Raw genomic sequence first — 24,665 nt, 5'->3', positions numbered from 1 at the left:
TGAAGAGATGCAGCTTAAGCCAGTGCTGATGCTCGACGTTTCGCGAGCAACGCGCGCGATACCCGGGACGCCGTTTCGCGGCCCAGTTCGGCGTTGATGAATTCACCCGTCTCGATCAATGCCTCAAGGTCGACCCCGTGGCTCAGCCCCAGGCCGTCCAGCAGGTAGATCACGTCTTCAGTGGCAACATTGCCCGTCGCGCCGGGCGAATAAGGGCAGCCACCCAGACCCGCGACCGAACTGTCGAAAACCCGCACGCCGGCCTCCAGTGCTGCGTAAATATTGGCGATGGCCATCCCGTAGGTGTCATGAAAGTGCCCGGCCAGCGCAGTTACCGGAACGACCTCACTGCAGGCTTGCAGCAGCGCTTTGGTTGCCGCTGGTGTGCCGGCGCCAATGGTGTCGCCCAGACTGATTTCATAACAACCCATTTCGTAAAGCGAAGCGCTCACAGCGGCGACGGCCCCGGGTTGGACCGCACCGGTGAACGGACAACCCATGACGCAGGAAACATAGCCACGCACCCGCACGCCGGCTTCCCGCGCGCGCGCCATGACCGGCTGAAAACGCGCGAGGCTTTCGGCAATCGAACAGTTGATATTTCTTTGCGAGAACGCCTCCGAAGCGGCGGCGAATACTGCCACTTCACGACAACCTGCGGCCAGCGCGGCTTCGAGTCCCTGCACATTGGGCACCAGCGCTGTCCAGGTCACGTCGGAACGCATCGGCAAGGCCTGGAACACCTCATCGGAGCCGGCCATTTGCGGCACCCAGCGCGGCGAAACAAAAGCACCTGCCTCAATGGTGCGCAGTCCAGCATTGGCCAGGCGTTCGAGCAATTGCACGCGCAGCGGCGGCGCAAGTATCCGCTGCTCGTTCTGCAAGCCATCCCGGGCGCCGACTTCAACCAGCCGGACAGCCTGTTCGCCAGCGCGGCTCATCACTGCGCCCGCTTTTGCTTGAGCAGTTCAGCGGCATGGTCGGAGCGCACATCACCCGCGTCGACCATCTGCTTGACCAGCCAGCTGACTTCATCGCCTTTGGCGCCGGCTGAAAGCGCGATGTTGCGAGCATGCAGCGCCATGTGCCCGCGTTGAATGCCTTCAGTGGAAAGCGCCCGCAGTGCGCCCAGATTCTGCGCCAGGCCGACCGCGACGGCGATTTCCGCCAATTCCTGAGCAGTCTTCACCCCCAGGATGCGCAAGGACAACTGCGCCAGCGGATGAGTCTTGGTGGCGCCGCCGACCAGTCCAACCGGCATGGGCATTTCCAGGGTTCCCACCAGATTGCCCTGGCCATCCTTTTCCCAGGTGGTCAGCGAGCCGTAGTGCCCGTTGCGGCAGGCATACGCATGGGCCCCGGCTTCAACCGCGCGCCAGTCATTGCCCGTGGCAACGATCAGCGGGTCGATGCCGTTCATGATGCCCTTGTTGTGGGTGGCCGCCCTGTAGGGATCAATCACCGCGAAGTTGTACGCATCAAGAATGCCTTCGATGACATCCTCGCCCTTGAACGCCGCCGTGGTCAGCAGCTGCGGGGCGATACGAATCTGCGCGCGGGCCAGGCGCAGGTCAGCGAGGTTGGACAGAATCCGCAGCCTGACTTTGCCGCCAGTGATTTCCTCCATCAGCGGCGCAACCGCTTCAGCCATGGTGTTCACGGTGTTGGCGCCCATGGCATCGCGCACGTCGACGATCAGGTGCGCCACCAGCATCGGCCCGCGTGGGCTTTGCGCGAAGGTGTGGACTTCGATATCACGGCAGCCGCCGCCCAGCTTATTAAGGAGTTGATCCTTGCGGTTGGCCAGCTCGATGATTTCATCCTTGCGCCGCATCAGGCTGAGGCGGGCGTTGTACGGGTCGGAAACTTCGACAATCTGTACCTGGGCACGCATCAACGGCAGCGAGCTTGAGGTCTGGAAACCACCGGCTTCCCGGGCCAGCTTGGCCATGAACGAAGCCGCCGCAACCACTGAGGGTTCTTCGACTACCAAGGGCACGATGACGTCGCGGCCATTGATCTGGAAGTTGCTCGCCACTGCATACGGCAGCTCGAACTTGCCGATGACGTTTTCGATCATGCCGTCGGCAATTTCCAGCGGCAGTGCGCCAGGATCACGGAGGAGGGCAGCGTCGTCGGCGGGCAGATCAAGAAGTTCGCGCAGGTGGTCAAGGCGTTCGGCGGGAGTCATGCCCCGGAACATGGGAAGGCGTGAATCGATACTCATGGGAAGCAGTCCTGTACAGATTTTTTATTGTTGAGTGGCTGTCACCCTAGACTGGTCTGTACTGGCAAAGAAGGTACAGTTTGGACAGACAGTACCTAAGCTGTACCCTCAATGAATATTTTTTCAGGACGTGGACGTGGACATGGCGCGGCTGACGCTGGCTCAACAGTTGACGGCATCCCTGGCGGGGCAGATCGCCAACGGCACCTATCGCGTCGGCGACCGATTGCCGTCGCTGCGCGAATGCATGCGGCTGCTGGGGCATTCGAAAAACACTGTGATCAATGCTTACGAATCCCTGGCGTCCCAAGGGTTGATCGAAGCGCGTCACGGGCAGGGGTTTTTCGTCAAACAAGGCGCACCCAGCAGCGCTGAGCCGGAAGAGCCGTTGCCCTATGCGCGTGCCATGGACACGATCTGGCTGATGCGCCAGCAGTTTGTTCGCGAACCGGGCCATTCGCCGCTGGGCGAGGGGTTTCCGCCGGTTGAGTGGCTGATGGACCTGCGCCTGGACAAATTTACCCGACAGATCATGCGCACTGGCGTGACGACGCTGTTTCGCTATGGCAATCGCTTGGGCAATGCCGCCCTGCGGCAACATCTGGTGCAAAAACTGGCGACCTATTCGATAGCTGCCAGCCCCCGACAAATCGTCACCACCCACGGCGCCAATCACGCCCTGGACCTGATCATCCGCCGTTTCGTGACGGCCGGGGATTCGGTGCTCGTGGAAGATCCCGGCTATTACCCACTGTTTGGCAAGCTGCAATTGCAGGGCGCGCGAATGCTTGCGGTGCCGCGCTTGCCCGATGGGCCGGACATGGCCGTGCTGGAGCAGTATTTGCGTGCGCACAAGCCCAAGCTGTTTTTTATCCAGTCGGTGGGCCACAACCCGACGGGTTCCGACCTGTCACCGAGTAAAGCCCATCGGCTGGTGCAGCTGGCTGAGGAACATCATTTCATTCTGGTGGATGACGACGCGCTGGCAGATTTCAAACCGACCTCGGCGATCAAGGTCTCGGCGCTCGACCAGCTGAAACATTCGCTGTATGTCGGCAGCTTCTCCAAATCAGTGTCGGCGGCGCTGCGGGTTGGCTTTATTGCCGGCAGCAAGGAAGTCATCGATGAACTGGGCGATCTGAAGATGTTGCTGCACACCAGTTCTTCGGAGTACTGCGAGCGTACGGTCGATGTGATTCTCACCGAGGGGCATTTCCTGCGGCATTTGATCCGCCTCCAGGAACGCTTGAAAACGGCAACGGCAGAAGGCTTGCAGATGTTGGACGAGATCGGCGCCGAGGTGTTCTATCGCCCGGAACAGAGTCTTTATCTGTGGGCCAGATTTGCCCACATCGACGATGCCCGGGAGTTGACGCGAAAACTGCTGCCCAAGGGATTCATGATCGCGCCCGGTCATATTTTTTCGCCGGAGCAATCCAGGATCAATCCCTGGACCAGGCTCAATGTCGCGTACCTGAATGATCCACTGCTTAAAATTGTATTGGCACCTTGAATGACAGCTCTATTGTTAAAGGCTAGCCCGCGCCTGGTCATGGACAACGTCGGGCCCCTGTGCGGTTGGCGTCGCTGACAATGATCGCCAGCTTGCGCAGGTTGGCTTGCTGCGCCATGACCAGATCCTGAACCGTGGCGCCGGAAGGTTGCTGCAAAACGCTCTGGCAGATCAATTCGTTGCTGTTCGGGTCGGCGGATTGCCCTGCGCGCAGCCGCCATCGGGCGTCGAGCAATGCGTATTGGCCAGGGACCAGATCGAAGCGTTGCACCTCGATGCGCAAGGTCATTTTTCCCCTGCCTCCCGGCCGGTTGTTCAGCTCATTGATCAGCGCGCTTTGCACTTCATCGGCGAGGCTCGCACCCCACCATTCGGTTTCCAGAAGGATCAGTTCATTGCTGCCCTGGCGGATGACGATCTGTGAGCGATCAACTTGTGGCGGGACCATGACCCGTTCGATCCGCACGCTTTCGCCGACCTGCGTTGAGCGCGGTGTGCCGGAGTGCAGCGGCGTCAGCGTGTGGTAATGCACCGGATCGCTGCGGCAGGCGGCCAGCAACAGAATAATCATGAACAAAGGTGCGTTGAAAGTCGCCCGCATGGGGGATTCACTCCTTTGAGTGGTCAATTCATGGACTCCGCTGTTCAGGCCTGGAGTCGAATTGAGAGTCTTTGGGTCGGCCGCGAATCAGCGACTCGGGATGGCGACCCAGATAGTCGGAAAGATCGCGCAACGAGCGCGACATGCGCCCCAGTTCGTCTATGGCGTCACTCAGCTGTTCACGTTGCGGTGAGTCGTCGGCCAGCGTAGCACTGGCCGATTTCAAGGTTTTTCGTACATCATCCAGCGTGCTGCGAACGCCCGGCAGCGTCTGGCTGTTGAATTGTTTGAGGCCGTTACGCAGCTCGTTCAGGCTGCCATCCAGATTGGTGGCGATACGATCCAGCGGCAGATTGGCGATTTTTTCGATGACGGCCTGCAGCTGCTCCTGCAAAAGCTCAAGGCTGCTGGGCACCGTTGGCAGCATGACCGGGCGAGCATTGGGGTCAAACGTGACGGTTGGCGCCTTCGGATAGAAATCCAGGGAAATGTACAGTTGCCCGGTCAACAGGTTTCCCGAACGGGCCTGAGCGCGCAGCCCGTGTTCAACGAAACTGCCGATAATTCGAATGCCGCCCTCCAGATCCCTGGGATCATGCTTGAGCAAAGCAAGCATCTTGATGTGCGCCTGCCCCATGCTTTCCGGGTAAATGACGATGCCGACAATGATCGGAAAGCTGCGGGTCTTGAGGTCGAAATCCAGGTTGATCGACACCACTCTGCCGATTTCCAGGCCTTGAAACTCCACCGGCGCACCGACTTTCAAGCCCCTGAGCGCCTGGTCAAAGCGCAATGCCAGATATTGTGCTCTGCCTGGCGGCGGCGCGAGGGCGGCCTGTGCGTCGGTAAACAAATCAAAACGGGTTCCCTCCGAGGCAGCGGCGCTGGTCAGGCCGTATTCCGGTGCGCCAAACGCGATACCACCAATAAGTACCGCTGACAGCGATTCGGTCTTCACCGAAAACCCGTTGGCGCTCACGCCGATATCGATGCCGCTGGTATTCCAGAACCGTGTATCACTGGTGACGTAGGCGTCGTTCGGTGCATTGATGAAGACCTCAACGTCGACACCCTTGCCCTCTTTATCCAGCGCATAGCCAACCACCTGACCCACCGGGATTTTGCGGTAGTAGAGGGGCGAACCGATGTCCAGGGAAGCCAGATCCTTGGTCACCAGCGTGAAGCGTTTTCCCGGTTCGCCGTAGGTGATCGGTGGTGGTGCTTCGAGCCCGATGAAGTGCTTCACGGTGCGTTGCGATTCACCGGAGTCTGCGCCAATGAAAGCGCCCGACAGCAGCGTGTCGATCCCGGACACGCCTCCAGCCCCGATGCGTGGGCGCACCACCCAGTATTTCGCGTCTTCCCTGGTAAAGGACGCAGCCTGTTTGGCGAGCTTGACGGTCGCGGTGACGCTCTTCTGGTCTTCGCTCAGCTCGACTTCAGACACATGGCCGATCACCACATTGCGGTATTTGACCTGGGTCTTTTCGGCGGTGAGGCCTTCACCGGTTTTGAAGGTGATAGTGATTTCGGGGCCGGCCTGCATGCGGTTATGGACCACCAGGGAAATGCCGACCAGCAAGGCAATGATCGGCACGATCCACACCAGCGAGACGCTCCAGCGGCTGGAGGTCTTGATAGCGCCTGGAGCGGGCGGGCCCTGCGAGGTTTCAAGGGCCATGGTGGGCTGGCCTGTCTGGTGCAGTAGCCGGTGCGGTCCGCCAGATCAGGCGCGGGTCGAAGCTCATGGCCGAGAGCATGGTGAAGACCACGACCATGCCGAAAAACAGGATCCCCACCCGAGGTTCGATATCGCCCAACGCATCGAATTTGACCAACGCTGCCACGAGCGCGACCACCAGCACATCCAGCATGGACCAATAGCCCACCAGTTCGACAAAGCGAAATAACTTCGAACGTTGTCGGCAAGCCCAACTGCTGCCCCGTTGCGAGGTGATCAGCAGCAGCGTCAATGCGCCAAACTTGATCGCAGGCACGCCAATGCTGGCAATAAAGATAATCGCGGCGATGTCCCAGGCGCCGGCCTCCCAGAATTCCAGTACGCCCGAGATGATCGTGCTGTCAGCGCCGCTGCCGAGCATGCTGGTGTTCATCACCGGCAGCAGATTGGCGGGCACATAGAGAATCAATGCGGCCAGCAAATAGGCCCAGGTGCGCGTCAATGAATCGGGTTTGATCGCGTGCAAGGGCGCCCCGCAGCGGTCGCACTGTTGCGGATGGCTGGTAGCGTCGCAAGCCCGGCCGCAGCTGTGGCACAGACACAGGTTCAGATCCGCTGCTCGCGGCGGCGTGTTCACGGTTGATTCCATAATGCCCGGATGTCACGTCCGGCGATCTTGATCATGAGGATGCTCAGTGCGGCCAGCGCGGCCAACCCGATACCCGGCACGACGTCAAGCAGTCCGGCCAGCTTGAATACCGCGACCATGGCACCCAACAGGCAGACTTCGAGCATGCTCCAGGGGCGCAACGATTCCAGCCAGCGCATGCAAAAGCTGAAAGCAGGGGCGCGCCGCCTGGCCATGGCAAACGCTAACACCCAAATCAATAGAATGACCTGCAACACAGGCGCGACGATAATCGAAATGCCCGCCACCAGCGCAATGAACAGAATAGGGCCGTTACTCAGGGCAGCGACGGAATCCCATAACGTCGCCGAGTTTTTCAACCCTTGCAAACTGATACTCATCACCGGATAGAAGTTGGCGAAAACCAATAAGACAGCGGCAGTTACACATAAGGCCATTCGCTGTTGCAGCGTAACGGCGGAGTAACGCTGGATGACGGCACCGCAGCAGACACAGTAGGCTTTTTGCTGTTTGAGCAGCGGGGCGGTGTCGTAGACCGCGTCGCAATATTCGCAAATGATCAGTGAGTGAAGTGGTGTCATGGACGCTTCTTCAATGAGTGAGAAGTATCAAACTCAGTTGAATATAGAAGCGCCGTTGTAATAGGCAAGGACTGATCCACAAATGGTTTAATGCCAAACCAAGTAACGGATTCGGTTTTTACTTCGAAAAACTCTATGTAAAAGTTGCGCAGGCTCAATCCCTGCCTTGATAAGCCAAGGTAGGGATTGATAGCAACTCCTGAATTTAGAGTGCAGCCTCCAACTTTCTACCCAATACCCGGTGGTACTCGGCTTTGGCGGTCTGCTCGGTGAACTCCCCCGACCATTTGGAAACCACCACGGTTGCAACGCTGTTGCCGATGGTGTTGCAGGTAGCGATCGCCATCGACATGAAACGGTAGACGCCGAACAGTAGCGCCAGGCCTTCTACGGGCAGTATGCCGATAGCGGTCACCGTCGCCGCAAAGACCACGAAGCTGCCGCCTGAAACGGCCGCCGCACCTTTGGACGTCACCAGCATGATGGCCACCGTGCCCAATTGCTGCTCCCAGGTCATCGGCACGCCGTAGGCATTGGCAATGAACAGCACGCCCAGCGACATGTAGATCGAGGTGCCATCGAGGTTGAATGCATAGCCGGTGGGCAGTACCAGACCGACGCTCTGCTTGGAGCAACCAAACTTCTCCAGTTTCTGAAGCAGTCTGGGCAGAGCGCTTTCAGATGAAGCAGTGCCCAACACAATGAAAATTTCATCCTTGATGTACTTCAGGAAGCGCCACAGGCTGAACCCGGACAAGCGGCAGACGATGCCGAGTACCACGAAAATGAAGAAGGCAATCGCCACGTAGAACATCAGCACCAGATTGGCCAGCGACATCAGCACCGCTGTGCCGTTGCTGCCGACGGCGTAAGCCACCGAACCGAACGCGCCAAGCGGGGCGATCTTCATGATCAGGTTGATGAACTCGAAGAAGCACTCCGAGATACGACTCAACCCCTCTTCGATAACCGCGCGACGCTCAGGCTTGAGGGCCAGCAGGGCGAAGCCGAACAGCACAGAAATCACCAGTACTTGCAGGAGTTGGCCCCCGGAGAAAGCGCCAACGAAGTTGTCCGGGAAGATGCCGTAGATGAAATCCATGGTCGACGCCGGGGCGTGCCCTTTGGCGACCGCCGCGCTGGCCGCCGCTGCAGTAGCGCTGCTCGGATGCGCGTCATGCATGCCCGAACCGATGCTCAACAGGTTGCCCCACAGCAGACCAAGGGCCAGAGCGATGGTCGAGACCACTTCAAAGTAAATCAGCGCGCGTAAACCGACCTTGCCGACGCGCTTGATATCACCGGCCGAGGCAATGCCATGCACCACGGTAAAAAATACCAGCGGTGCGACCGCCGTCTTGATCAGCTTGAGGAAGATATCGCCAAGGATTTTGAACTTGGCAGCCAGCTCCGGGGCCAGGAAGCCAAAGGCGATACCCAGCAGCATGGCGGCGATGACCTGGAAGGTCAGATCCCGGTAAAACGGTTTTTTTGCAGTCGTGGACATGTCTTCGATCTCGTTGTTCTTATTGGCAGAGAAAAGCGGGCCCGGTCATGCCGAACCCGGTGAAGATCAGCGTTTGACGGAGCCTTCTCGCGCCAGGGCGATATCGACCATCTGCGGTGCGAGGCCCAGATAATTGGCTGGATCGGTGAGGCGCTTGAGTTCCTCGATATCCAGTTGCGCGGTGGCTTCACCTTGAGCCAGCAACGCATCCAGCAGGCTGGTGCCCTGATCGTTGGCCATGCGGCACGCGGCATACACCACGTCATGCGCCACCTGACGGCCGAGCGCCGGGGCGAGGCCCATCATTACGGCTTCGGCGACGATCAGGCCTTGGGTCATGTCCAGGTTCTGGCGCATGCGCTCGGTGCGCACTTCCAGTCCAGCGAGCATGAATTTGGCCTGGCCCAGGGACGCAGCGCTCAGGGCGAAGGCTTCGGGAATGGCGATCCACTCGGCCTGCCACGGGCCGGTCGAACGCTCAAAGTCCTGAATCATGGCGTCGAGCATCAGCCCGGCGTGTTGCCGAACACCCTTGGCGGCGGCGTACATCAATTCGCAGGAGATCGGATTTCGCTTCTGCGGCATGGTGCTGCTCGCGCCACGACCTTTGACGAAAGGTTCGTACACCTCACCCAGCTCGCTGGTCATCATCATCATCACGTCCAGCGCGACCTTACCCAGCGAACCGGTGACCAGGCCGAGGAAGTTAAGGGTTTCAGCGAGGCCGTCGCGGGCAACGTGCCAGGTGGCTTGCGGCACGCCCAGCCCCAGCTCGGCCATCAAGGCTTCCTGAACTTCCAGACCTTTGTCGCCCAGTGATGCCAGCGTGCCAGCGGCGCCGGCGAATTGCCCGATCTCCACCCGAGGACGCAGCTCGACCAGGCGTTCGGCATGGCGGTCGAACATGCTCAGCCAGACCGCGCATTTGTAGCCAAAGGTGATTGGCAGTGCATGTTGCAGATGGGTGCGGCCGGCCATTGGCGTATCGCGATAGCGTTTGGCAAGGTCGGCCAGCAAACCGCGTACGGCCTGGATATCGCGTTCGACAATGGCCAACGCGGCACGCACTTGCAGCACGACAGCGGTGTCCATGATGTCCTGAGTCGTAGCCCCCCAGTGCACGTAACGCCCGGCTTCACCGCAGGTTTTCGACAGTTGCTCAACCAGCGGCAGAATCGGGTAGCCGACGATTTCGGTCTCGTGCTGCATCAGCGCCATGTCGAGGGACGCGTAGGTCGCCAGTTGCGCAATCTGCTCGGCAGCTTCGGCGGGGATCACGCCGCAGCGTGCTTCGGCGCGGGCCAGCGCCACTTCCACTTCGATGTAGCGTTCGATCAGGGCTTGGTCGGAAAACACGCCGCGCATTTCGGCAGTACCGAACATGTCGCGGAACAGGGCGGAGTCAAAGACAGTGCTGGACATGAGGACATCCTGAATATGTTGTTATTGATCGGACATATTAAATATGTCCGTACATAATTCTTACGTGCTCGCTGATACACTGTCAACTCGGTGATCGCTCGGGACTGATGAAAGGTATGAACCAGACGCGCTATGCAGTCGTTGCAAAGGACTTGATTGAGAAGATCGCCAGCGGTGGTTACCCGGTGGGCACGCTGCTGCCCACCGAGTTCGAGCTGTGCGAACTCTACGAAGTGAGCCGACACACGGTGCGCGCGGCCATCACCCAGTTACAGAACCAAGGGCTGGTTTCGCGGCGCAAACGGGTGGGTACGCGAGTCGAAGCCGCATCGCCCAAGGGCGGTTATTCGCAGTCGCTGGCATCGGTGTCTGATCTGGTACACCTGGCGGAAACCCAGGTTCGCAGCATTCAAAAGGTCCACCATTTTGTCGCGGACATCGCCTTGGCGCGCCGCTTGGGACTGATTCCAGGCGAGCACTACTTTTGCGTTTCGAGTATTCGGGTCGACGAACAAAACCTGCGCGCGCCGCTGTGCTGGACTGACGTCTACGCCCAGGACACTTACTCAGCAGTCATCGAATTGGCCGAGCAGCATCCGGATGAGTTGATCGCAGCGTTGATCGAGCAACATTTCGGTCGGCATATCGACGTGGTGGACCAACAAGTGCGTGCCGTGCTGCTGACGGCCGATATTGCCAAAAGCCTCAACGCCGAAGCGGGCTCGCCAGGTTTGAACATCATTCGACAATATCGGGACGAGGAGGGCGCCGTGATGGTTGTGTCGGAAACCACCCACCCTGAAGATCGGTTTACCTTGGTGACGCAAATGAGAAGGGAACGAAGTCCTGCGGTCTGAAGCGCAGATTTCGACCCTCCCGTTCATCCGTGTGCCCGCTTCACGTCGACTGCTGCGCGCTACTCGTCGTTTCAGCGTGTTTGGCTTTGCCCAACACGTAGCACGGATGCAGTTCGCCGTTCGGGTGGGAAGTGGTCACCACCGCAAGCAGCGTCCAGCCACTCTGGATTTTATGATTGGCATCGTTTGCGGAGAGCGATTCCACCACTTGAAATGCGTCAGACAGGTTCATCGTTGTTCCTTGGTTTGTAGGGTTTAGCTATAGGCATTCCGTTGCTGGACGGGTTCACTGAATATTGCGCGAGACGTGGTTTTTCAGTGCAACGATAACGGCGGCCAGCTCCACGGGTTTTTCCTGTGGGACGTTGTGCCCGGCGCCGGCGATCATGCGGTGCTGATAGTGCCCGGTGAACCGTTCGGCGTGCGCGCCAGTGCCGTCTGGTGAGAAACCGCTGTCGGCGCCATCGAGGGCAAAGGTCGGTGTCTGGATGGGTGGCAAGCTGGCCAGTTCGGCTTCGGTTTGTGCATAGGCGGGATCCCCCTGCACAAGCCCGAATCGATGCCGGTAGGAGTGAATGACCACGTCGACGAAATCCGGATTATCGAAAGACCGCGCCGATCGCTCGAAGCTGCTCTCCGAGAATTTCCAGGTGGGCGACCATTGCTGCCAGAGCAAATGACACAGCGCCCGGCGATTCTCGGTCAGTGCGTTACGGCCTCTTTCACTGTGGAAGTAGTACTGATACCAGTACGGAAATTCGGCCTCTGGTTTCTGCGGCTTCATTGCCGATGCGATGTCCTGAATCGCGTACGCGCCAATGCTGACGAGGCCGAGCACTCGCTCTGGCCACAACGCCGCGACGATACACGCCGCTCGGCCGCCCCAGTCGTATCCGACCAGATAAGCCGCGTCCAACTGGAGCGCGTTGATCAGTTTGAGAAGGTCATGGCCGATGGCTGCTTGCTGGCCTGAACGTGGCGTGGTCTCGTCCAGAAAACGAGTCGGGCCGAACCCTCTGAGGTACGGGGTAATGACTCTTGCACCATGCCCCACCAGGATCGGGATGACTGGGTCATAGGCGTGGATGTCGTAGGGAAAGCCGTGGAGCAATATCACCGGCCAGCCATCGCTTGGCCCGGCTTCATCAAAGGTAATGTTGAGCACACCTGCGTCGATATTCTTGAGCATTGCGACCTCCGTGCGCGATGAGTCAATTGAAATAAAGAGCGCATTTCATACCCGTCGGTTCCGTTGGAATGCTCAGGCTGATGTCCCGCTGCCCAATGATTTATAGCTTCCGTCCATGGCCGTCTGCTGCTGCTTTTGTTGTAACCGCACGATTCATGATGTTAAATGGCCAGCAACTAAATATTGGCGCCAAAATTCCAGCTATTTTTTCAAGATAGGTCTTACAGCGCCGATACGCTCAAAAACCACACTCACCAGGAGGGCATCTCGTTCATGAAACTTACCGTCAAACACAAGTTGCTGTGCTTAGCCATCATCCCCGCTTTGTTGTTCGCATTGATCATCAGCGGCCTTGCGTCGTGGATGTTACAGAGCAGCGCTGATCAGGAAATGCGTGAAACCCGCGACAGTCTGGTCCAGCGCAACCGCGAAATCCTGAAGAACTACGTGGACATCGCGCTGACCACCATCAAGCCCCTGCATGACGCTTCGGCCAATGGCGATATGGCCGCTCGCGACAAAGCGCTGGAGGTCCTGAAGCCGGTCAAGTTCGGGGAAGAGGGCTACTTCTTCGGCTACGACGGCAAAGGCGTGCGTATCTTCCGTGGCGACAGTACAGCAGGTGTAGGCAAGAGTTTCTGGGACACCAAGGATCCCGACGGTTCATACCACTACCAGACGTTTGTGGAAGTGGCTAAAAACGGCAAGCACTATGTCGATTACGCTGCGCCCAAGCCTGGCCAGGAGACCGTTCAGGTTCCCAAGCTTGGCTACACGGTTTACCTGGAAAAATGGGACATGGTGCTCGGCAGTGCCATCAATATGGATGACATCGACGCCGCCATGCTCGTGGAGCAGGCTGCGGTGACTGAGCGCACCCGTGATTTGCTGGGTAGCATCTTTCTCGTGACCCTGGTGTTGTTGCTGGTGACCGCCGCTGCGGGTATCTGGACCGCCAACGGTGTCGTTCGTCCGCTGCGCATGCTCAAGACCAATCTGGATGACATCGCCGCCGGTGACGGGGATCTCACTCATCGTCTGGCGATCACCAGCAGCGATGAACTGGGCGATCTGGCAATGTCGTTCAACCGGTTCGTCGACAAGATCCACGCCATGGTCCGGCAGGTGGCGCAGATGACCACCGAACTGGACGGCCTCGTGGTTCAAGCGACTCAACAGACCTTGCGCTCCGAGCAAGCGATGCAGCGCCAGCGCAACGAGACTGATCAGGTCGCAACCGCCATCAACGAAATGTCGTCTGCCGCCCAGGAAGTCGCAATGAGTGCCCAACGTGCCGCCGAAGCGGCCGCTGAGACCGATCAGCAAGGGCATGCGGCGCGCAAAGTGGTGGGCAACAACATTCTCGGCATGAGCGCGTTGGTCTCTGATATCCGTTTGAGCGGGACCAGCCTCGACAGCCTGCAGCAAGACGTGCGTTCCATTGTTTCGGTGCTCGACGTGATTCGCTCCATCGCGGACCAGACCAACCTGTTGGCGCTCAACGCCGCAATCGAAGCGGCGCGTGCCGGTGAAGCCGGTCGCGGCTTTGCGGTAGTTGCCGATGAAGTGCGCGCGCTGGCCAGTCGTACCCAGCAGAGCACCCAGGAAATCCAGGGCATGATCACCCGGCTTGAGGCGGGCACCACGGCTTCAGTGGCCGCCATGCAGCGTTCAACCGAAGCAGGCGAGGGCGCCAATCAGCAGACCAATGCGGTCGGCGCGTCACTGGATTCGATCTCGGGTTTGATCGGCACGATCAACGCGATGAACGCGCAGATTGCCAGCGCAGCGGAAGAGCAGACCTCGGTCGCCGAAGAGATCAACCGCAGCGTGCATCAAATCGCCGGCGCGGTGGAAAGCCTTGCCGACGAAACCGAGCAGAGCGCACGCACTATGCGCGAGGTGTCATCGCTGGGCGCTAACCTCAACAGCCTGGTTCGCCAGTTCAAGATCTGATGAAACGTTTAAGTCCGTCGTTTGCCTGGCAACAGACGGCAATAGCTGTTTTAGTCATGACTGATTAGTTAGCTTGATCATAATTAGGCAGCAATCCAGTTGCCGCGCATGCGGCAACTTATAAGAAAAATCAGAAACACCAGGCACACCCGTGTTTAGACCCAGGAGTGAATAACTGATGTCCGATAACGATACCTCCCCCGGCCGTCGCGATTTCTTGCGTAAGTCGTTGACGCTAATCCCCGTTGTAACCCTGGCCAGTGCTGGTCTTCCCGCTTCCGCCTTCGCCCAGACTCCGGCAAGTGACGCCCAGTCAGGTGCGTCGCCGGCAGTCAAAGCCAGTGATTACAAACCAACGTTTTTCACCCCGCAAGAATGGGCGTTCCTGATCGCCGCCTGCGACCGTTTGATCCCGTCCGATCAGGTCGGACCCGGCGCCGTCGAACTGGGCGTGCCGGAGTTTCTCGACCGCCATATGCAGACGCCGTACGCCAATGGTGGCATCTGGTACATGCAGGGCCCGTTTATCCAGGCCGCACCGGATTCGGTTACCAGGGCCGCCTGACGCTGCGCGAAACCTTGCGCGTCGGCATCAAGGCCGTCGACGCCAGCTGCAAGACAGCTTTTTCCGGCAAGACCTTCGCCCAGCTGACAACAGGCCAACAGGAAGAGCTGCTCAAGAATGCCGAGAGCGGCAAGCTGGTGCTGGAGGACATTTCGTCGAAGTTGTTCTTCACCAACTTGCTCAACGAAGTGCGTAACGGCTACTTCGCCGACCCTTCCCACGGCGGCAACAAGAACATGGGCGCATGGAAGATGATCGGTTATCCGGGCATGCGCGCCGATTACATGGATTGGGTGACGGTGCGTGACAAGCCGTACCCGCCGCCCCCGGTCGATCTGGCCGGACGGAGGGGTTGAGCATGGCGAACGTTAAACCAAAAGTAGACGCAGTGATTGTCGGCATGGGCTGGACCGGGGCGATCATGGCCAAGGAGCTCACCGATGCGGGGCTGACGGTCGTGGTGCTGGAGCGCGGCGCTGATCGTGACACGCAACCGGATTTCGCCTACCCGAAAGTCGTCGATGAACTCGAAGGTTCGGTGCATCGCCGCTACCTGCAAAGCCTGTCCCAGGAAACCGTCACCGCGCGGCATAACCTGACGTCTACCGCCGTGCCGTATCGGCAGATGGGTTCGTTCAAGCCCGGCACCGGTGTGGGCGGCGCGGGCAGTCACTGGTCTGGCTGTCACTTCCGCGCGTTGCCGGAAGACTTCAAGCTGCGCAGCAATGTCGAGCAGCGCTATGGCGCGAAATTCATTCCCAGCGACATGACCATCCAGGATTTCCCGGTCACCTACGAAGACCTTGAACCGCACTTCGATCACTTCGAATACGTGTGCGGCACTTCCGGCAAGGCCGGGGTGATTCAGGGCGCAAAACAGCTGGGCGGCAACCCGTTTGAAGGCTCGCGCTCGCGTGAATTCCCGCTGGGCCCGAATCCTAATTATCTCGGCGCGGAAATGTTTTACGGCGCGGCCCGGGAGATGGGCTGGGACCCGTATCCGATCCCGGCATCCAACGCCTCGGCGCCTTACGTCAATCCGTATGGCTGCCAGATGGGCCCGTGCAACGCCTGCGGGTTCTGCAGCGATTACGGTTGCCTGAACTACTCCAAGGCCAGCCCGAACATCAGCATTCTGCCCGTGCTGCGCCAGCGCAAGAACTTCGACTTGCGCACCAATGCGCAGGTCCTGAAAGTCAATCTCGACAGCGATGGCAAGAAGGCGACCGGCGTTACTTACCTGGATGCCCAAGGCTCCGAAGTCGAGCAGCAGGCCGACCTGGTCCTGCTCTGCGCATTTTCCCTGTTCAACGTGCATTTGATGCTGCTCTCGGGTATCGGCAAACCTTACGATCCGCAGACGGGCGAAGGCACCATCGGCCGCAACTACTCGTACCAGAACCTCAATCGCGTGGTGCTGTTTTTCGGCAAGGAAGTGCAAGCCAACCAGTTCATCGGTATCGGTGGCGCGGGCACGACCATGGACAATCTCAACGGCAACCAGCTCGACAATGCCAAGGCCGGTTTTGTCGGTGGCGGCATCATCTGGGCCCGTCAGCCGGGCGCCGGTCCGGTGCGCGGGATCAACGTGCCGCCGGGCACCCCAGCCTGGGGCACGCAGTGGAAACAGGCGGCCAGCGATGCGTTCCGGCATTCGTTCTACTTCGAAGTGCAGGGCGCGTGCATGTCGTACCGCCAGCATTACTTGAGCCTTGATCCCACCTACAAGGACGGCTTCGGGCGACCGCTGCTGCGGATGAACTTCGACTGGCACGACAACGAGATCAAGGCTTCGCAATTCCTGGTCGGCAAGGCGCTGGAAATGTCGAAAATCCTCAACCCGACAGCCGTTGCCGGCGATGCGAAGAAACCGGGCGAGCATTACAACATCACCAAGTACCAGAGCACCCACACATGTGGCGGCGCGATCATGGGCAGCGACCCGAAGACCTCGGCGTTGAACCGGTATCTGCAATCCTGGGACGTGCATAACGTGTTCGCCATCGGCGCCAACGCGTTTCCGCAAAACAACGGCTATAACCCGACCGGAATGGTGGGTGCGCTGGCGTACTGGTCTGCCAAGGCCATTCGCGAGCAGTACCTGAAAAACCCCGGCCCGCTGGTTCAGGCATAAGGAGCAAACCCATGAAAAAGTTTCTCCTGAGCCTGGTTGGACTGGGCGTCGTGGTGCTGGTCGTGTTGTTGGCGTTCGCTTTCTGGCCGACGCACACCCGTGCGCTGCAGGCCGCACCTGAAGCGCAGCAGGCGGCGCTGATCGAGAAAGGCCGTTACCTGGCTGATGCGGGCGATTGCACGGCGTGTCACACGGCCAAAGGCGGCCAGCCGTTCGCCGGTGGCCTGCCGATTGCTTCGCCGATTGGCACGCTGTACAGCAGCAACATCACGCCCGACAAGGTCTCCGGCATTGGCGCTTACTCGCTGGATGATTTTGACCGCGCCATCCGTCACGGCATTGCAGCCAACGGCAGTAGCTTGTATCCAGCGATGCCGTATCCGGCCTACGCGAAGATCAGCGATGACGATTTGCGAGTGCTCTACGCGTACTTCATGCATGGCGTCGCGCCGGTCAACGCCGAAAACCGTGGCAACGATGTGTCGTGGCCGTTGTCGATGCGCTGGCCGTTGGCGATCTGGCGCAAGGTGTTTGCGCCGCAGCCCGATGCAGTGGCATTCAAGGCCGACGGTTACAAGGACGCCCAGGTGGCACGCGGCGCCTATCTGGTTCAAGGCCTTGGGCATTGCGGCAGTTGCCACACGCCGCGTGCCGTGACCTTGCAGGAAAAGGCGCTGGATGAGTCAAGCCCGGTTTACCTGTCAGGCGGGCCGGTGATTGATGGCTGGCTGGCGGTCAACCTGCGCGGCAATCCGGCCGACGGCCTGGGTAACTGGAGCGCCGAGGACATCGTCGCAACACTGCGCAGCGCACGCAGCGCGACCCATGCGGTATTGGGTGGCGCGATGGGTGATGTAGTGGTTCACAGCACGCAGCACCTCAACGATGGCGATCTGCAAGCGGTGGCTGCTTACCTGAAAACACTGCCCGCCAGCGAGCGTCAGGTATCGAGCTTCAAGGCCGATCCCGCCACTGCCAAAGCATTGGCTGCCGGGGAAGAGGGCAGTCGTGGCGCCGAGTTGTACGTCGACAACTGCTCCGCCTGCCACCGCACCAACGGTCAGGGTTACGAACGGGTTTTCCCGAAAATCGCCGGCAACTCTTCGGTGCTGTCGGAAGATCCGGTGTCGATGATTCGTCTGGTGCTGGCCGGCAGCAAGTTGCCCGCGACCGCGACTGCACCGTCGGAACTGGGCATGCCCGCCTGGCGGATGTCGGACGAAGAGGTGGCGCAACTGCTGACCTTCATTCGCAGCAGTTGGGGTAATCAGGCCCCGGCGGTAAATGCGGCGCAGGTCAAGCAACTGCGGGACACGCTGCCGAAGGAATCGCCAGCGGTGTCGCGCACCGACATCGCCAAGCCGTAAGGTTGTAGCGGTAACCCGAAAGGCTGGGCTGACGTGCAATGCGTTGGTCCGGTCTTTGCCGGGTTTTGCCTCGACCTGTAGGAGCGAGGCTTGCCCGCGAATCGGTAGGTACATCCGCCCATTATTGAGAAACCTGACTATCTTCTGTGCTGCACGTCATCTTTCAATCCGAATTCATCGGTGTATATTGAATTCAAAATACAAAAACGACGCAGGAGATTGAAATGAGTGATTCTACCGATCAAGCCCTATTAGTCCCTTTTGTTGGTCCGACGTTGCTCGGTACGCCCTTGCTGAACAAGGGCACGGCCTTTACTCAGCACGAGCGCGACACGTTGCATTTGCAGGGTCTGCTGCCGCAGCAGATTGAAACCATCGAACAACAAGTCCAGCGCGCTTATCACCAGTTTCAGGGCTGTCCGTCCGATCTGGATAAGCATGTCTTGCTGCGCTCGATCCAGGATTTCAATGAAACCCTGTTCTTCCGCCTGGTGGACGAGCATCTCGATGAGATGCTGCCGATTATCTACACGCCGACTGTCGGCAAGGCCTGCCAGGAATTCTCGCGGATCTATCGCAGTCATCGCGGGTTATTCATCAGTATTGCCGACGGCGACCGCATCGACGAGATCCTCAACAATGTCACCAAGGACCACGTAAAAGTCATCGTTGTCAGTGACTGCGAGCGCATTCTGGGGCTGGGCGATCAGGGTGTTGGCGGCATGGGTATTCCTATCGGCAAGCTGTCGTTGTATACCGCTTGCGGCGGGATCAGCCCGGCCTACACCTTGCCGGTGGTGCTGGATGTGGGCACCAATAATCCGGGTTTACTGGCTGACCCGTTGTATTTCGGGCGCCGGGAACAGCGCATTCGCGGCGCTGAATATGATGCTTTCCTGCAAGCGTTTGTCGAGGGCGTCCAGCGTCGCTGGCCTGAGGCGATTCTGCAATTCGAAGACTTTGCCCTGACCAATGCCATGCCGCTGCTGGCGCGTTATCGCGACCAATTGTGCTGCTTCAACGACGATATTCAGGGCACCGCCGCTGTCACTGTAGGCACCTTGCTTGCGGCCTGTAAGGTCAAGGGTCAGCGTCTGTCAGACCAGACCGTTGCATTTGTCGGCGCCGGTTCCGCTGGATGCGGGATTGCCGAGCAGATCATTGCCGCGATGCAACTGGAAGGCGTGAGCGAAGCCCAGGCGCGCAGCCAGGTATTCCTGCTTAACAGCAAAGGCTTGCTGACCGATCGCCAGCCGGATCTCTATGATTTCCAGCAGCGTCTGGCGCATTCCAGCGAGTCTCTGGCGCAGTGGGACTTCGACGCAGACTGGCCGTCGTTGCAGGACGTGGTGAGCAATGCCAGACCCACGGTGTTGATTGGCGTGTCAGGCAAAGCCGGTTTGTTCACCCAGCCGATCATCCAGACCATGCATGCGCATTGTGCGCAACCGATCATCATGCCGTTGTCCAACCCGACTTCGCAGATTGAAGCCCATCCCAAAGACATCCTGCAATGGACCGACGGGCAGGCGCTGGTGGCTACCGGCAGCCCGTTTCTGCCCATCGAGCTGTTCGGTAAAACCTTCCCCATCGCTCAGTGCAACAACTCCTACATCTTCCCCGGCATCGGCCTGGGCGCGATTGCCAGCAAGGCGACGCGGATTACCGACGGCATGCTCATGGCCTCGGCCCAGGCGCTGGCCGACAGTGCCGGGGCAGGGCAGATGTTGCCGCCGTTGCGGGATGTTCAGGCGGTGAGCAAGCGAATCGCCTTGGCGGTGGGCCTGGCTGCGCAGCGCGATCTGGTCGCCGAGCCAGGCTCTGAACAAGCCCTGCGGGAGGCCATCGACGAGCATTTCTGGTATCCGGTTTACCGGAACTACGAACGTCGCCCGGAATAAATCCCCGCGACAGAAAAATCCCGCCAGATCGGCGGGATTTTTTTGCGGCTCAAAAGCTCAGGTTTTGCGTTCCGGGTACAGCTATACAAGTGTCAGCGAGATCGCCGGTAAGCCCTGAATCCTACCTTGCACTTGCCCGGCACTTTCAGCCAGAAATATCCCGGTGTAAGAACCGGTGGTGATCACGAACTCCCTGGGCACTGTCAGCCCTTGGCCGGTGTGATGGTTAACCAGCCAAGGCAGCAGGCGACGCGGGTCACCCGCCGGATTGGCCACCGCCGACGGCACGATGCTGACGCCGTTCAGTGTCAGCTCAAGGGTTGGATTGACGAAATCGAAGCTGTCGTCGTAAGGCACAAATTCGCCAACGATCAACGCGCCGTGATTGAGCAGGTCGGCCAGTTGCGTCAGCGGTTCGATTTTCGGCCAGGCGGCAAAACGGCTGGAGACCAGTTCGATGGTGGTGGCCATTTCGCCGATGCCGGCCATGACCTCATCATCGCTGTAGGCCTCTTCGCGCGGGGTGAATGCGCGATTGAAGCGGAAGGCGATTTCCAGTTCCACACCCGGTGGCGGGTAAGCTGCGCGAGCAAACTCGCTGGCCGAAGCAAACAGGCAGTCCTGTGGCAGCGGCGAGCCCTGAATCGGGCCGGTAGGTGATTTGGAACCAATCTTCCAGCCGCCAGGCGTCACGCCGCGCAGGCGCAGGATGTCCTGCTGGATCTGGTACGCAGCGTTCTTGTCGGTTGGTTGTAAATCAGCGTTGAGTTCGCCCAGTGGGCTGCGTTCTCGGTGTGCATCGACTAGCAATTGCGCCAGGCGCGAAGGTGAAGTTGCTGAGTTCAAGGGGTCGCTCCATTTGCGTCCAGCCCCCGCCCGCAGGCGGAGGCTGGCTACCGGTTATTTGCTGATGATGGTCGAAGCTTGCGGATCGGGCGTCAGCGGGGTCGAAGGTTTCGCATACTCGAATTTGTTCTGCGGTTTCATGCGGAACGACAGAATCACCCCAATCGCCAGCAGAACGATGCTGACCAGGAAGGGTAGCTGCCAGTTGCCGAACTTGTCGATCAACAAGCCTGCTGCCACGGGGCTGACAATAGCAGCCATGGCCGAACCGGTGTTCATCATGCCGCTGGCCGTACCGCAATGGTCAGGCGCAATGTCCATCGGGATAGCCCACATTGGCCCAATCGTCATCTCGGAGAAGAAAAAGCCCATGGCCAGACAAGCCAGGGACACGTGCATGTCCTTGGTGAACATCAACGGGATCAGGGAAATCAGCGTTAGCGTCAGGCAGATGGCGACCATCCGACTGCGCGCCTTGTTGAGGTCTTTGGTGCGAGCGTAGATGCGATCGCTGACGATGCCGCCCAAGGTATCGCCCACCACGCCGCCGAAGAACACCGTCGAGGAGAAAATCGCGGTATTTTTCAGATCCAGGCCCATGTTCATGAAGTACATCGGTACCCAACTGAGCAGCAACCACAAGGTCCAGCCATAGCAGAAATACACGATCGTCACGGGTGCCATGCGCTTGAACAGTCGTCCCCAGGCCAGCGGAACCGTGCTTTTCACCTTGGGGGCCGGCAACACATCCAGCTCTTGTTTCGAAATGCGTGGATGGTCCTTTGGCAGTTCAGTGAAGACCACGGCCCAGAGGATTACCCAGACAAAGCTGATCCCGGCGCACACATAAAACGATTCCCGCCAGCCATAAGTCGCCATGACCGCGATCATTGCCGCCGGCGCCACGGCATTGCCAAGACGGGCGAATGCATGCGTGATGCCTTGGGCAAATCCGCGTTTCTCCTTGGGCACCCAGCGTGACATTGCTGCGGTGGCGGCGGGGAAAGTCGCACCCTCGCCGAGGCCCAACAGCACGCGGGCCACGATCAGCGAGATGAAACCACCGGCCAGTCCGGTCAGAACCGTGGCTCCGGCCCAGATCAAACCGCAGAAAATCAGCGTCCGTTTCGCGCCGAAACGGTCACTGACCCAGCCGCCGATGATTTGAAACACCAGGTAGGGGTAGGCAAACGCGGAGAAGACAATGCCAATCTCCGTTTTGGTGAGGTTGAATTCCTTGCCGAAACCGACCGCCGCCGTACTGACGTTGACGCGGTCCAGGTAAGTAATGAAGTACATGGCGCACAGCATGAACAGCACCACCGTGGTGGGGCGCAGACGTAAAAACTTCATGATCTATCTCCAGTTTCTTATTGTTATCGCTGACTAACGCGATGATTCGGGATAGTTGAGTCATATCGAGGAGCTGCGGCGTTTAAGTGACCGCAGCCCCTTTCACATCATTCGCGCCGCAACGGTACGGATTGCCCTCCGAGATAATCCATGGCCGCCAATACACCACTGGATTGCAGCTTGATCCCGGCCATTTGCAGGCCCATTTCGCAGCCGGTGAGGGTTGCCATCAGCATCAGATCATTGCAGTCGCCCAAGTGACCAATACGGAACATGCGGCCTTTCATCTTGCCCAGACCCGTTCCCAGCGACATATCGAAGCGCTCGTAGATGATCTTGCGCACGACGTCGGCATCGATGCCTTCCGGGGTCATCACGCCGGTGAGCACCGGGCTGTACACCGCTGGATCGGCGCACTGGATTTCCAGGCCCCAGGCATTCACGGCAGTGCGGCACGCCTGGGCCAGCCGGTTGTGGCGGATGAATACGTTTTCCAGGCCTTCACCCAGGATCATGTCCAAGGCTTCGGACAAGCCATACAACAGGTTGGTGTTGGGGGTGTACGGCCAGTAGCCGGTTTTGTTCATCTCGATGATTTCGTCCCAGGCCCAGAAGCTGCGGGGCAAGCCTGCAGTTTTGCTGGCTTCCAGTGCTTTGGGGGAGACCGCATTGAAACTGATGCCCGGCGGCAGCATCAGGCCTTTTTGCGATCCGGACACGGTGACATCGACGCCCCATTCATCGTGGCGGTAGTCGACCGAGCCAAGGCCGGAAATGGTGTCCACCAACAGCAGCGCCGGGTGCCCGGCGGCGTCAATGGCCTTGCGCACGGCGGCGATATCGGAGGTAACGCCGGTGCTGGTTTCGTTATGCACGACGCAAACCGCCTTGATGGCGTGACTGCTGTCCGCGCGCAGGTGCGTCTCGATCATTTGCGCATCGACACCGCCGCGCCAGCCTTCGATGCCCGGATGCCCGATGAATTGCGGTTTGAGGCCCAGACTCAACGCCATTTTCTGCCAGAGCGTCGCGAAGTGACCGGTTTCGAACATCAACACCTGATCGCCTGCGCTCAGCGTATTGCACAGCGCGGCTTCCCAGGCGCCGGTACCGGACGCGGGGTAAATCACCACCGGTTGACGAGTCTTGAAAATCTGTTTGATGCCGTCCAGCACTTTAAGACCCAGCTCGCCGAATTCCGGGCCGCGATGGTCGATAGTGGGATAGCTCATGGCGCGCAGAATGCGATCCGGGACCGGGCTGGGCCCAGGGATTTGCAGGAAGTGACGGCCGGCGGGATGGTAATCAAGCTTCAGCATGAATGACTCCTTCTTGTTTTTGTATTTTGAATTCAAAATACGTTAGCACGCCTTCCTGCTGTGTCAAACGCGATATTTGGGCTAATATTCGCCATTAGTCGCGCTGATATCGAATAAGGCGTCGCGCTCAAGCGATGCAGATGAGGATTTTGCATGCAAAATATTGAGGGTCTGGTCGAGCTTGGCAGTCCTCGGCCGATGGTCAAGGTCGAACGCCAACGCTTGCACGACACAGTCGTGGAGCACCTGCGCAGTTTCATCACTGAGGGCGTGCTACCACCCGGCAGAAAACTCAATGAGCGCGAACTGTGCGAAACCCTGGGCATTTCCCGGACGCCGTTACGTGAGGCGCTCAAGGTGCTCGCGGTGGAAGGCCTTATCGAGATCAATCCGAATCGCGGTGCCAGTGTCGCGCGCATGTCGGAACTGGAGATTCGCGAAACCTTCGAGTTGATGAGCGGCATCGAAGCCTTCGCCGGTGAGCTGGCCTGTGAGCGCATCACACCTGAAGAACTGGATGAGATCAAAGCGCTGCATTACGCCATGGTGGTCAGCAAGAACCAGAATGACCTGCCGGGCTACTATCAGCGCAATCGTGCGATTCACGATCTGATCAACCTCGCGGCACGCAATTCGGCGCTGCGTCAGGTGTACCTGTCCTTGAACCGTCGCATCCATGCGCTGCGTTTTCTGTCCAACCAACAGGCGCCGAAGTGGGAAAGGGCATTGCACGATCACGAAGAAATGATCGAGGCCTTGCAAGTGCGCGATGGCAAACGCCTGAGTAGCATTCTGCGTCACCATCTCCTGGAGAAACGCGACGCTCTGATGCTGATGGTGCGCGACGATTCCGAACATCCGGACTCTATTCGCCGTTAACGTTGGGCAGATTTCATCTGCACTGCGGGATAAATCATTTCAAAACATCAAACAGTCATGGACTATAGGCGTCTTTTTCTCGCCCCCTCCCGGTAGGGGGTGAGCGCAGGCCGCTCGA

19 protein-coding genes and 3 pseudogenes are annotated in these 24,665 nt (G+C 59.1%); 9 read left to right on the top strand and 13 right to left on the bottom strand.

The genetic code is table 11. The features are described from left to right. Positions 1–14: 14 nt before the first annotated feature. Positions 15–941: a hydroxymethylglutaryl-CoA lyase gene (locus CFII64_RS19300; protein WP_020292510.1), complete on the bottom strand. Its 927-nt coding sequence runs from the start codon at positions 939–941 to the stop codon at positions 15–17. Next, entirely contained in the window at positions 941–2,227 is a 1,287-nt protein-coding gene (locus tag CFII64_RS19295) for a hydroxymethylglutaryl-CoA reductase, degradative (RefSeq protein WP_020292509.1), read from the bottom strand. Before CFII64_RS19295 ends, CFII64_RS19300 begins: the two co-directional genes overlap by 1 nt. A 142-nt stretch (positions 2,228–2,369) precedes the next feature. Between CFII64_RS19295 and CFII64_RS19290 the strand changes: the two genes are divergently transcribed. After that, positions 2,370–3,740 carry a PLP-dependent aminotransferase family protein gene (locus CFII64_RS19290; protein WP_020292508.1) on the top strand — a complete coding sequence of 457 codons (1,371 nt, stop codon included), beginning with the start codon at positions 2,370–2,372 and terminating at the stop codon, positions 3,738–3,740. Between the two features lie 37 nt (positions 3,741–3,777). On the opposite strand, the gene CFII64_RS19285 is transcribed toward CFII64_RS19290, so the two are convergent. The 6 genes from CFII64_RS19285 to CFII64_RS19260 all read right to left on the bottom strand — a co-directional run bounded on the left by CFII64_RS19285 (position 3,778) and on the right by CFII64_RS19260 (position 10,181). Continuing rightward, positions 3,778–4,341, bottom strand: coding sequence for a membrane integrity-associated transporter subunit PqiC (locus CFII64_RS19285; RefSeq protein ID WP_020292507.1), 564 nt, complete (start codon positions 4,339–4,341; stop codon positions 3,778–3,780). A gap of 28 nt (positions 4,342–4,369) precedes the next feature. Continuing rightward, positions 4,370–6,022: an intermembrane transport protein PqiB gene (locus CFII64_RS19280; protein WP_020292506.1), complete on the bottom strand. Its 1,653-nt coding sequence runs from the start codon at positions 6,020–6,022 to the stop codon at positions 4,370–4,372. Next, positions 6,012–6,659, bottom strand: a complete 648-nt coding sequence (locus CFII64_RS19275) for a paraquat-inducible protein A (protein WP_020292505.1) — start codon at positions 6,657–6,659, stop codon at positions 6,012–6,014. Before CFII64_RS19275 ends, CFII64_RS19280 begins: the two co-directional genes overlap by 11 nt. Further along, positions 6,656–7,252: a paraquat-inducible protein A gene (locus CFII64_RS19270; RefSeq protein WP_020292504.1), complete on the bottom strand. Its 597-nt coding sequence runs from the start codon at positions 7,250–7,252 to the stop codon at positions 6,656–6,658. Before CFII64_RS19270 ends, CFII64_RS19275 begins: the two co-directional genes overlap by 4 nt. A 205-nt stretch (positions 7,253–7,457) precedes the next feature. Then, positions 7,458–8,759, bottom strand: coding sequence for a cation:dicarboxylate symporter family transporter (locus CFII64_RS19265; RefSeq protein ID WP_020292503.1), 1,302 nt, complete (start codon positions 8,757–8,759; stop codon positions 7,458–7,460). 66 nt (positions 8,760–8,825) lie between these two features. Beyond that, on the bottom strand, positions 8,826–10,181 hold the full coding sequence (locus tag CFII64_RS19260) for an adenylosuccinate lyase family protein (protein ID WP_020292502.1): 1,356 nt from the start codon (positions 10,179–10,181) through the stop codon (positions 8,826–8,828). Between the two features lie 116 nt (positions 10,182–10,297). Here CFII64_RS19260 and CFII64_RS19255 point away from each other — a divergent pair, with 116 nt between their 5' ends. Continuing rightward, positions 10,298–11,038: a GntR family transcriptional regulator gene (locus CFII64_RS19255; protein WP_020292501.1), complete on the top strand. Its 741-nt coding sequence runs from the start codon at positions 10,298–10,300 to the stop codon at positions 11,036–11,038. A gap of 40 nt (positions 11,039–11,078) precedes the next feature. Here the strand turns inward: CFII64_RS19255 and CFII64_RS19250 are convergent, their stop codons facing one another. Then, the gene (locus tag CFII64_RS19250) at positions 11,079–11,270 is read right to left on the bottom strand and encodes a hypothetical protein (RefSeq protein ID WP_020292500.1); all 192 of its coding nucleotides are present in this window, start codon (positions 11,268–11,270) and stop codon (positions 11,079–11,081) included. A 54-nt stretch (positions 11,271–11,324) separates the two neighbouring features. Continuing rightward, entirely contained in the window at positions 11,325–12,227 is a 903-nt protein-coding gene (locus CFII64_RS19245) for an alpha/beta fold hydrolase (protein ID WP_020292499.1), read from the bottom strand. A 273-nt stretch (positions 12,228–12,500) separates the two neighbouring features. On the opposite strand from CFII64_RS19245, the pseudogene CFII64_RS30585 reads away from it, so the two are divergent. The 6 genes and pseudogenes from CFII64_RS30585 to CFII64_RS19220 form a co-directional block, all read left to right on the top strand. Then, positions 12,501–13,325 (top strand): annotated as a pseudogene (locus CFII64_RS30585) (cache domain-containing protein); the annotation flags it as partial. 369 nt (positions 13,326–13,694) lie between these two features. Further along, positions 13,695–14,183, top strand: a pseudogene (locus CFII64_RS30580) (methyl-accepting chemotaxis protein); the annotation flags it as partial. 178 nt (positions 14,184–14,361) lie between these two features. Further along, positions 14,362–15,104, top strand: a pseudogene (locus tag CFII64_RS19235) (gluconate 2-dehydrogenase subunit 3 family protein). A gap of 2 nt (positions 15,105–15,106) precedes the next feature. Then, positions 15,107–16,882 carry a GMC family oxidoreductase gene (locus CFII64_RS19230; RefSeq protein ID WP_020292495.1) on the top strand — a complete coding sequence of 592 codons (1,776 nt, stop codon included), beginning with the start codon at positions 15,107–15,109 and terminating at the stop codon, positions 16,880–16,882. 11 nt (positions 16,883–16,893) lie between these two features. Next, a complete protein-coding gene (locus tag CFII64_RS19225) occupies positions 16,894–18,249 on the top strand; it encodes a cytochrome c (RefSeq protein WP_020292494.1) in 1,356 nt (451 codons plus the stop codon). 224 nt (positions 18,250–18,473) lie between these two features. Beyond that, positions 18,474–20,150, top strand: a complete 1,677-nt coding sequence (locus tag CFII64_RS19220) for an NAD-dependent malic enzyme (RefSeq protein WP_020292493.1) — start codon at positions 18,474–18,476, stop codon at positions 20,148–20,150. A gap of 81 nt (positions 20,151–20,231) precedes the next feature. On the opposite strand, the gene CFII64_RS19215 is transcribed toward CFII64_RS19220, so the two are convergent. The 3 genes from CFII64_RS19215 to CFII64_RS19205 all read right to left on the bottom strand — a co-directional run bounded on the left by CFII64_RS19215 (position 20,232) and on the right by CFII64_RS19205 (position 23,668). Continuing rightward, on the bottom strand, positions 20,232–20,996 hold the full coding sequence (locus tag CFII64_RS19215; protein ID WP_020292492.1) for a 2-keto-4-pentenoate hydratase: 765 nt from the start codon (positions 20,994–20,996) through the stop codon (positions 20,232–20,234). A 54-nt stretch (positions 20,997–21,050) separates the two neighbouring features. Then, on the bottom strand, positions 21,051–22,349 hold the full coding sequence (locus tag CFII64_RS19210; RefSeq protein WP_020292491.1) for an MFS transporter: 1,299 nt from the start codon (positions 22,347–22,349) through the stop codon (positions 21,051–21,053). A gap of 107 nt (positions 22,350–22,456) precedes the next feature. Beyond that, the gene (locus CFII64_RS19205; protein ID WP_020292490.1) at positions 22,457–23,668 is read right to left on the bottom strand and encodes an alanine--glyoxylate aminotransferase family protein; all 1,212 of its coding nucleotides are present in this window, start codon (positions 23,666–23,668) and stop codon (positions 22,457–22,459) included. Between the two features lie 153 nt (positions 23,669–23,821). Here CFII64_RS19205 and CFII64_RS19200 point away from each other — a divergent pair, with 153 nt between their 5' ends. Further along, positions 23,822–24,547, top strand: coding sequence for a GntR family transcriptional regulator (locus tag CFII64_RS19200; protein ID WP_020292489.1), 726 nt, complete (start codon positions 23,822–23,824; stop codon positions 24,545–24,547). The last annotated feature ends 118 nt before the right edge of the window (positions 24,548–24,665 follow it).

The organism is Pseudomonas sp. CFII64 (assembly GCF_000416235.1).
Classification (GTDB): Bacteria; Pseudomonadota; Gammaproteobacteria; order Pseudomonadales; family Pseudomonadaceae; genus Aquipseudomonas.
This window is presented reverse-complemented; position numbering and strand designations above follow the sequence as displayed.

Bases quoted from the DNA above. Each gene is read 5' to 3' on its own strand.
- CFII64_RS19300 (WP_020292510.1), bottom strand. From the start codon at position 941: ATGAGCCGCGCTGGCGAACAGGCTGTCCGGCTGGTTGAAGTCGGCGCC.
- CFII64_RS19295 (WP_020292509.1), bottom strand. From the start codon at position 2,227: ATGAGTATCGATTCACGCCTTCCCATGTTCCGGGGCATGACTCCCGCC.
- CFII64_RS19290 (WP_020292508.1), top strand. From the start codon at position 2,370: ATGGCGCGGCTGACGCTGGCTCAACAGTTGACGGCATCCCTGGCGGGG.
- CFII64_RS19285 (WP_020292507.1), bottom strand. From the start codon at position 4,341: ATGCGGGCGACTTTCAACGCACCTTTGTTCATGATTATTCTGTTGCTG.
- CFII64_RS19280 (WP_020292506.1), bottom strand. From the start codon at position 6,022: ATGGCCCTTGAAACCTCGCAGGGCCCGCCCGCTCCAGGCGCTATCAAG.
- CFII64_RS19270 (WP_020292504.1), bottom strand. From the start codon at position 7,252: ATGACACCACTTCACTCACTGATCATTTGCGAATATTGCGACGCGGTC.
- CFII64_RS19265 (WP_020292503.1), bottom strand. From the start codon at position 8,759: ATGTCCACGACTGCAAAAAAACCGTTTTACCGGGATCTGACCTTCCAG.
- CFII64_RS19260 (WP_020292502.1), bottom strand. From the start codon at position 10,181: ATGTCCAGCACTGTCTTTGACTCCGCCCTGTTCCGCGACATGTTCGGT.
- CFII64_RS19255 (WP_020292501.1), top strand. From the start codon at position 10,298: ATGAACCAGACGCGCTATGCAGTCGTTGCAAAGGACTTGATTGAGAAG.
- CFII64_RS19250 (WP_020292500.1), bottom strand. From the start codon at position 11,270: ATGAACCTGTCTGACGCATTTCAAGTGGTGGAATCGCTCTCCGCAAAC.
- CFII64_RS19245 (WP_020292499.1), bottom strand. From the start codon at position 12,227: ATGCTCAAGAATATCGACGCAGGTGTGCTCAACATTACCTTTGATGAA.
- CFII64_RS19230 (WP_020292495.1), top strand. From the start codon at position 15,107: ATGGCGAACGTTAAACCAAAAGTAGACGCAGTGATTGTCGGCATGGGC.
- CFII64_RS19225 (WP_020292494.1), top strand. From the start codon at position 16,894: ATGAAAAAGTTTCTCCTGAGCCTGGTTGGACTGGGCGTCGTGGTGCTG.
- CFII64_RS19220 (WP_020292493.1), top strand. From the start codon at position 18,474: ATGAGTGATTCTACCGATCAAGCCCTATTAGTCCCTTTTGTTGGTCCG.
- CFII64_RS19210 (WP_020292491.1), bottom strand. From the start codon at position 22,349: ATGAAGTTTTTACGTCTGCGCCCCACCACGGTGGTGCTGTTCATGCTG.
- CFII64_RS19205 (WP_020292490.1), bottom strand. From the start codon at position 23,668: ATGCTGAAGCTTGATTACCATCCCGCCGGCCGTCACTTCCTGCAAATC.
- CFII64_RS19200 (WP_020292489.1), top strand. From the start codon at position 23,822: ATGCAAAATATTGAGGGTCTGGTCGAGCTTGGCAGTCCTCGGCCGATG.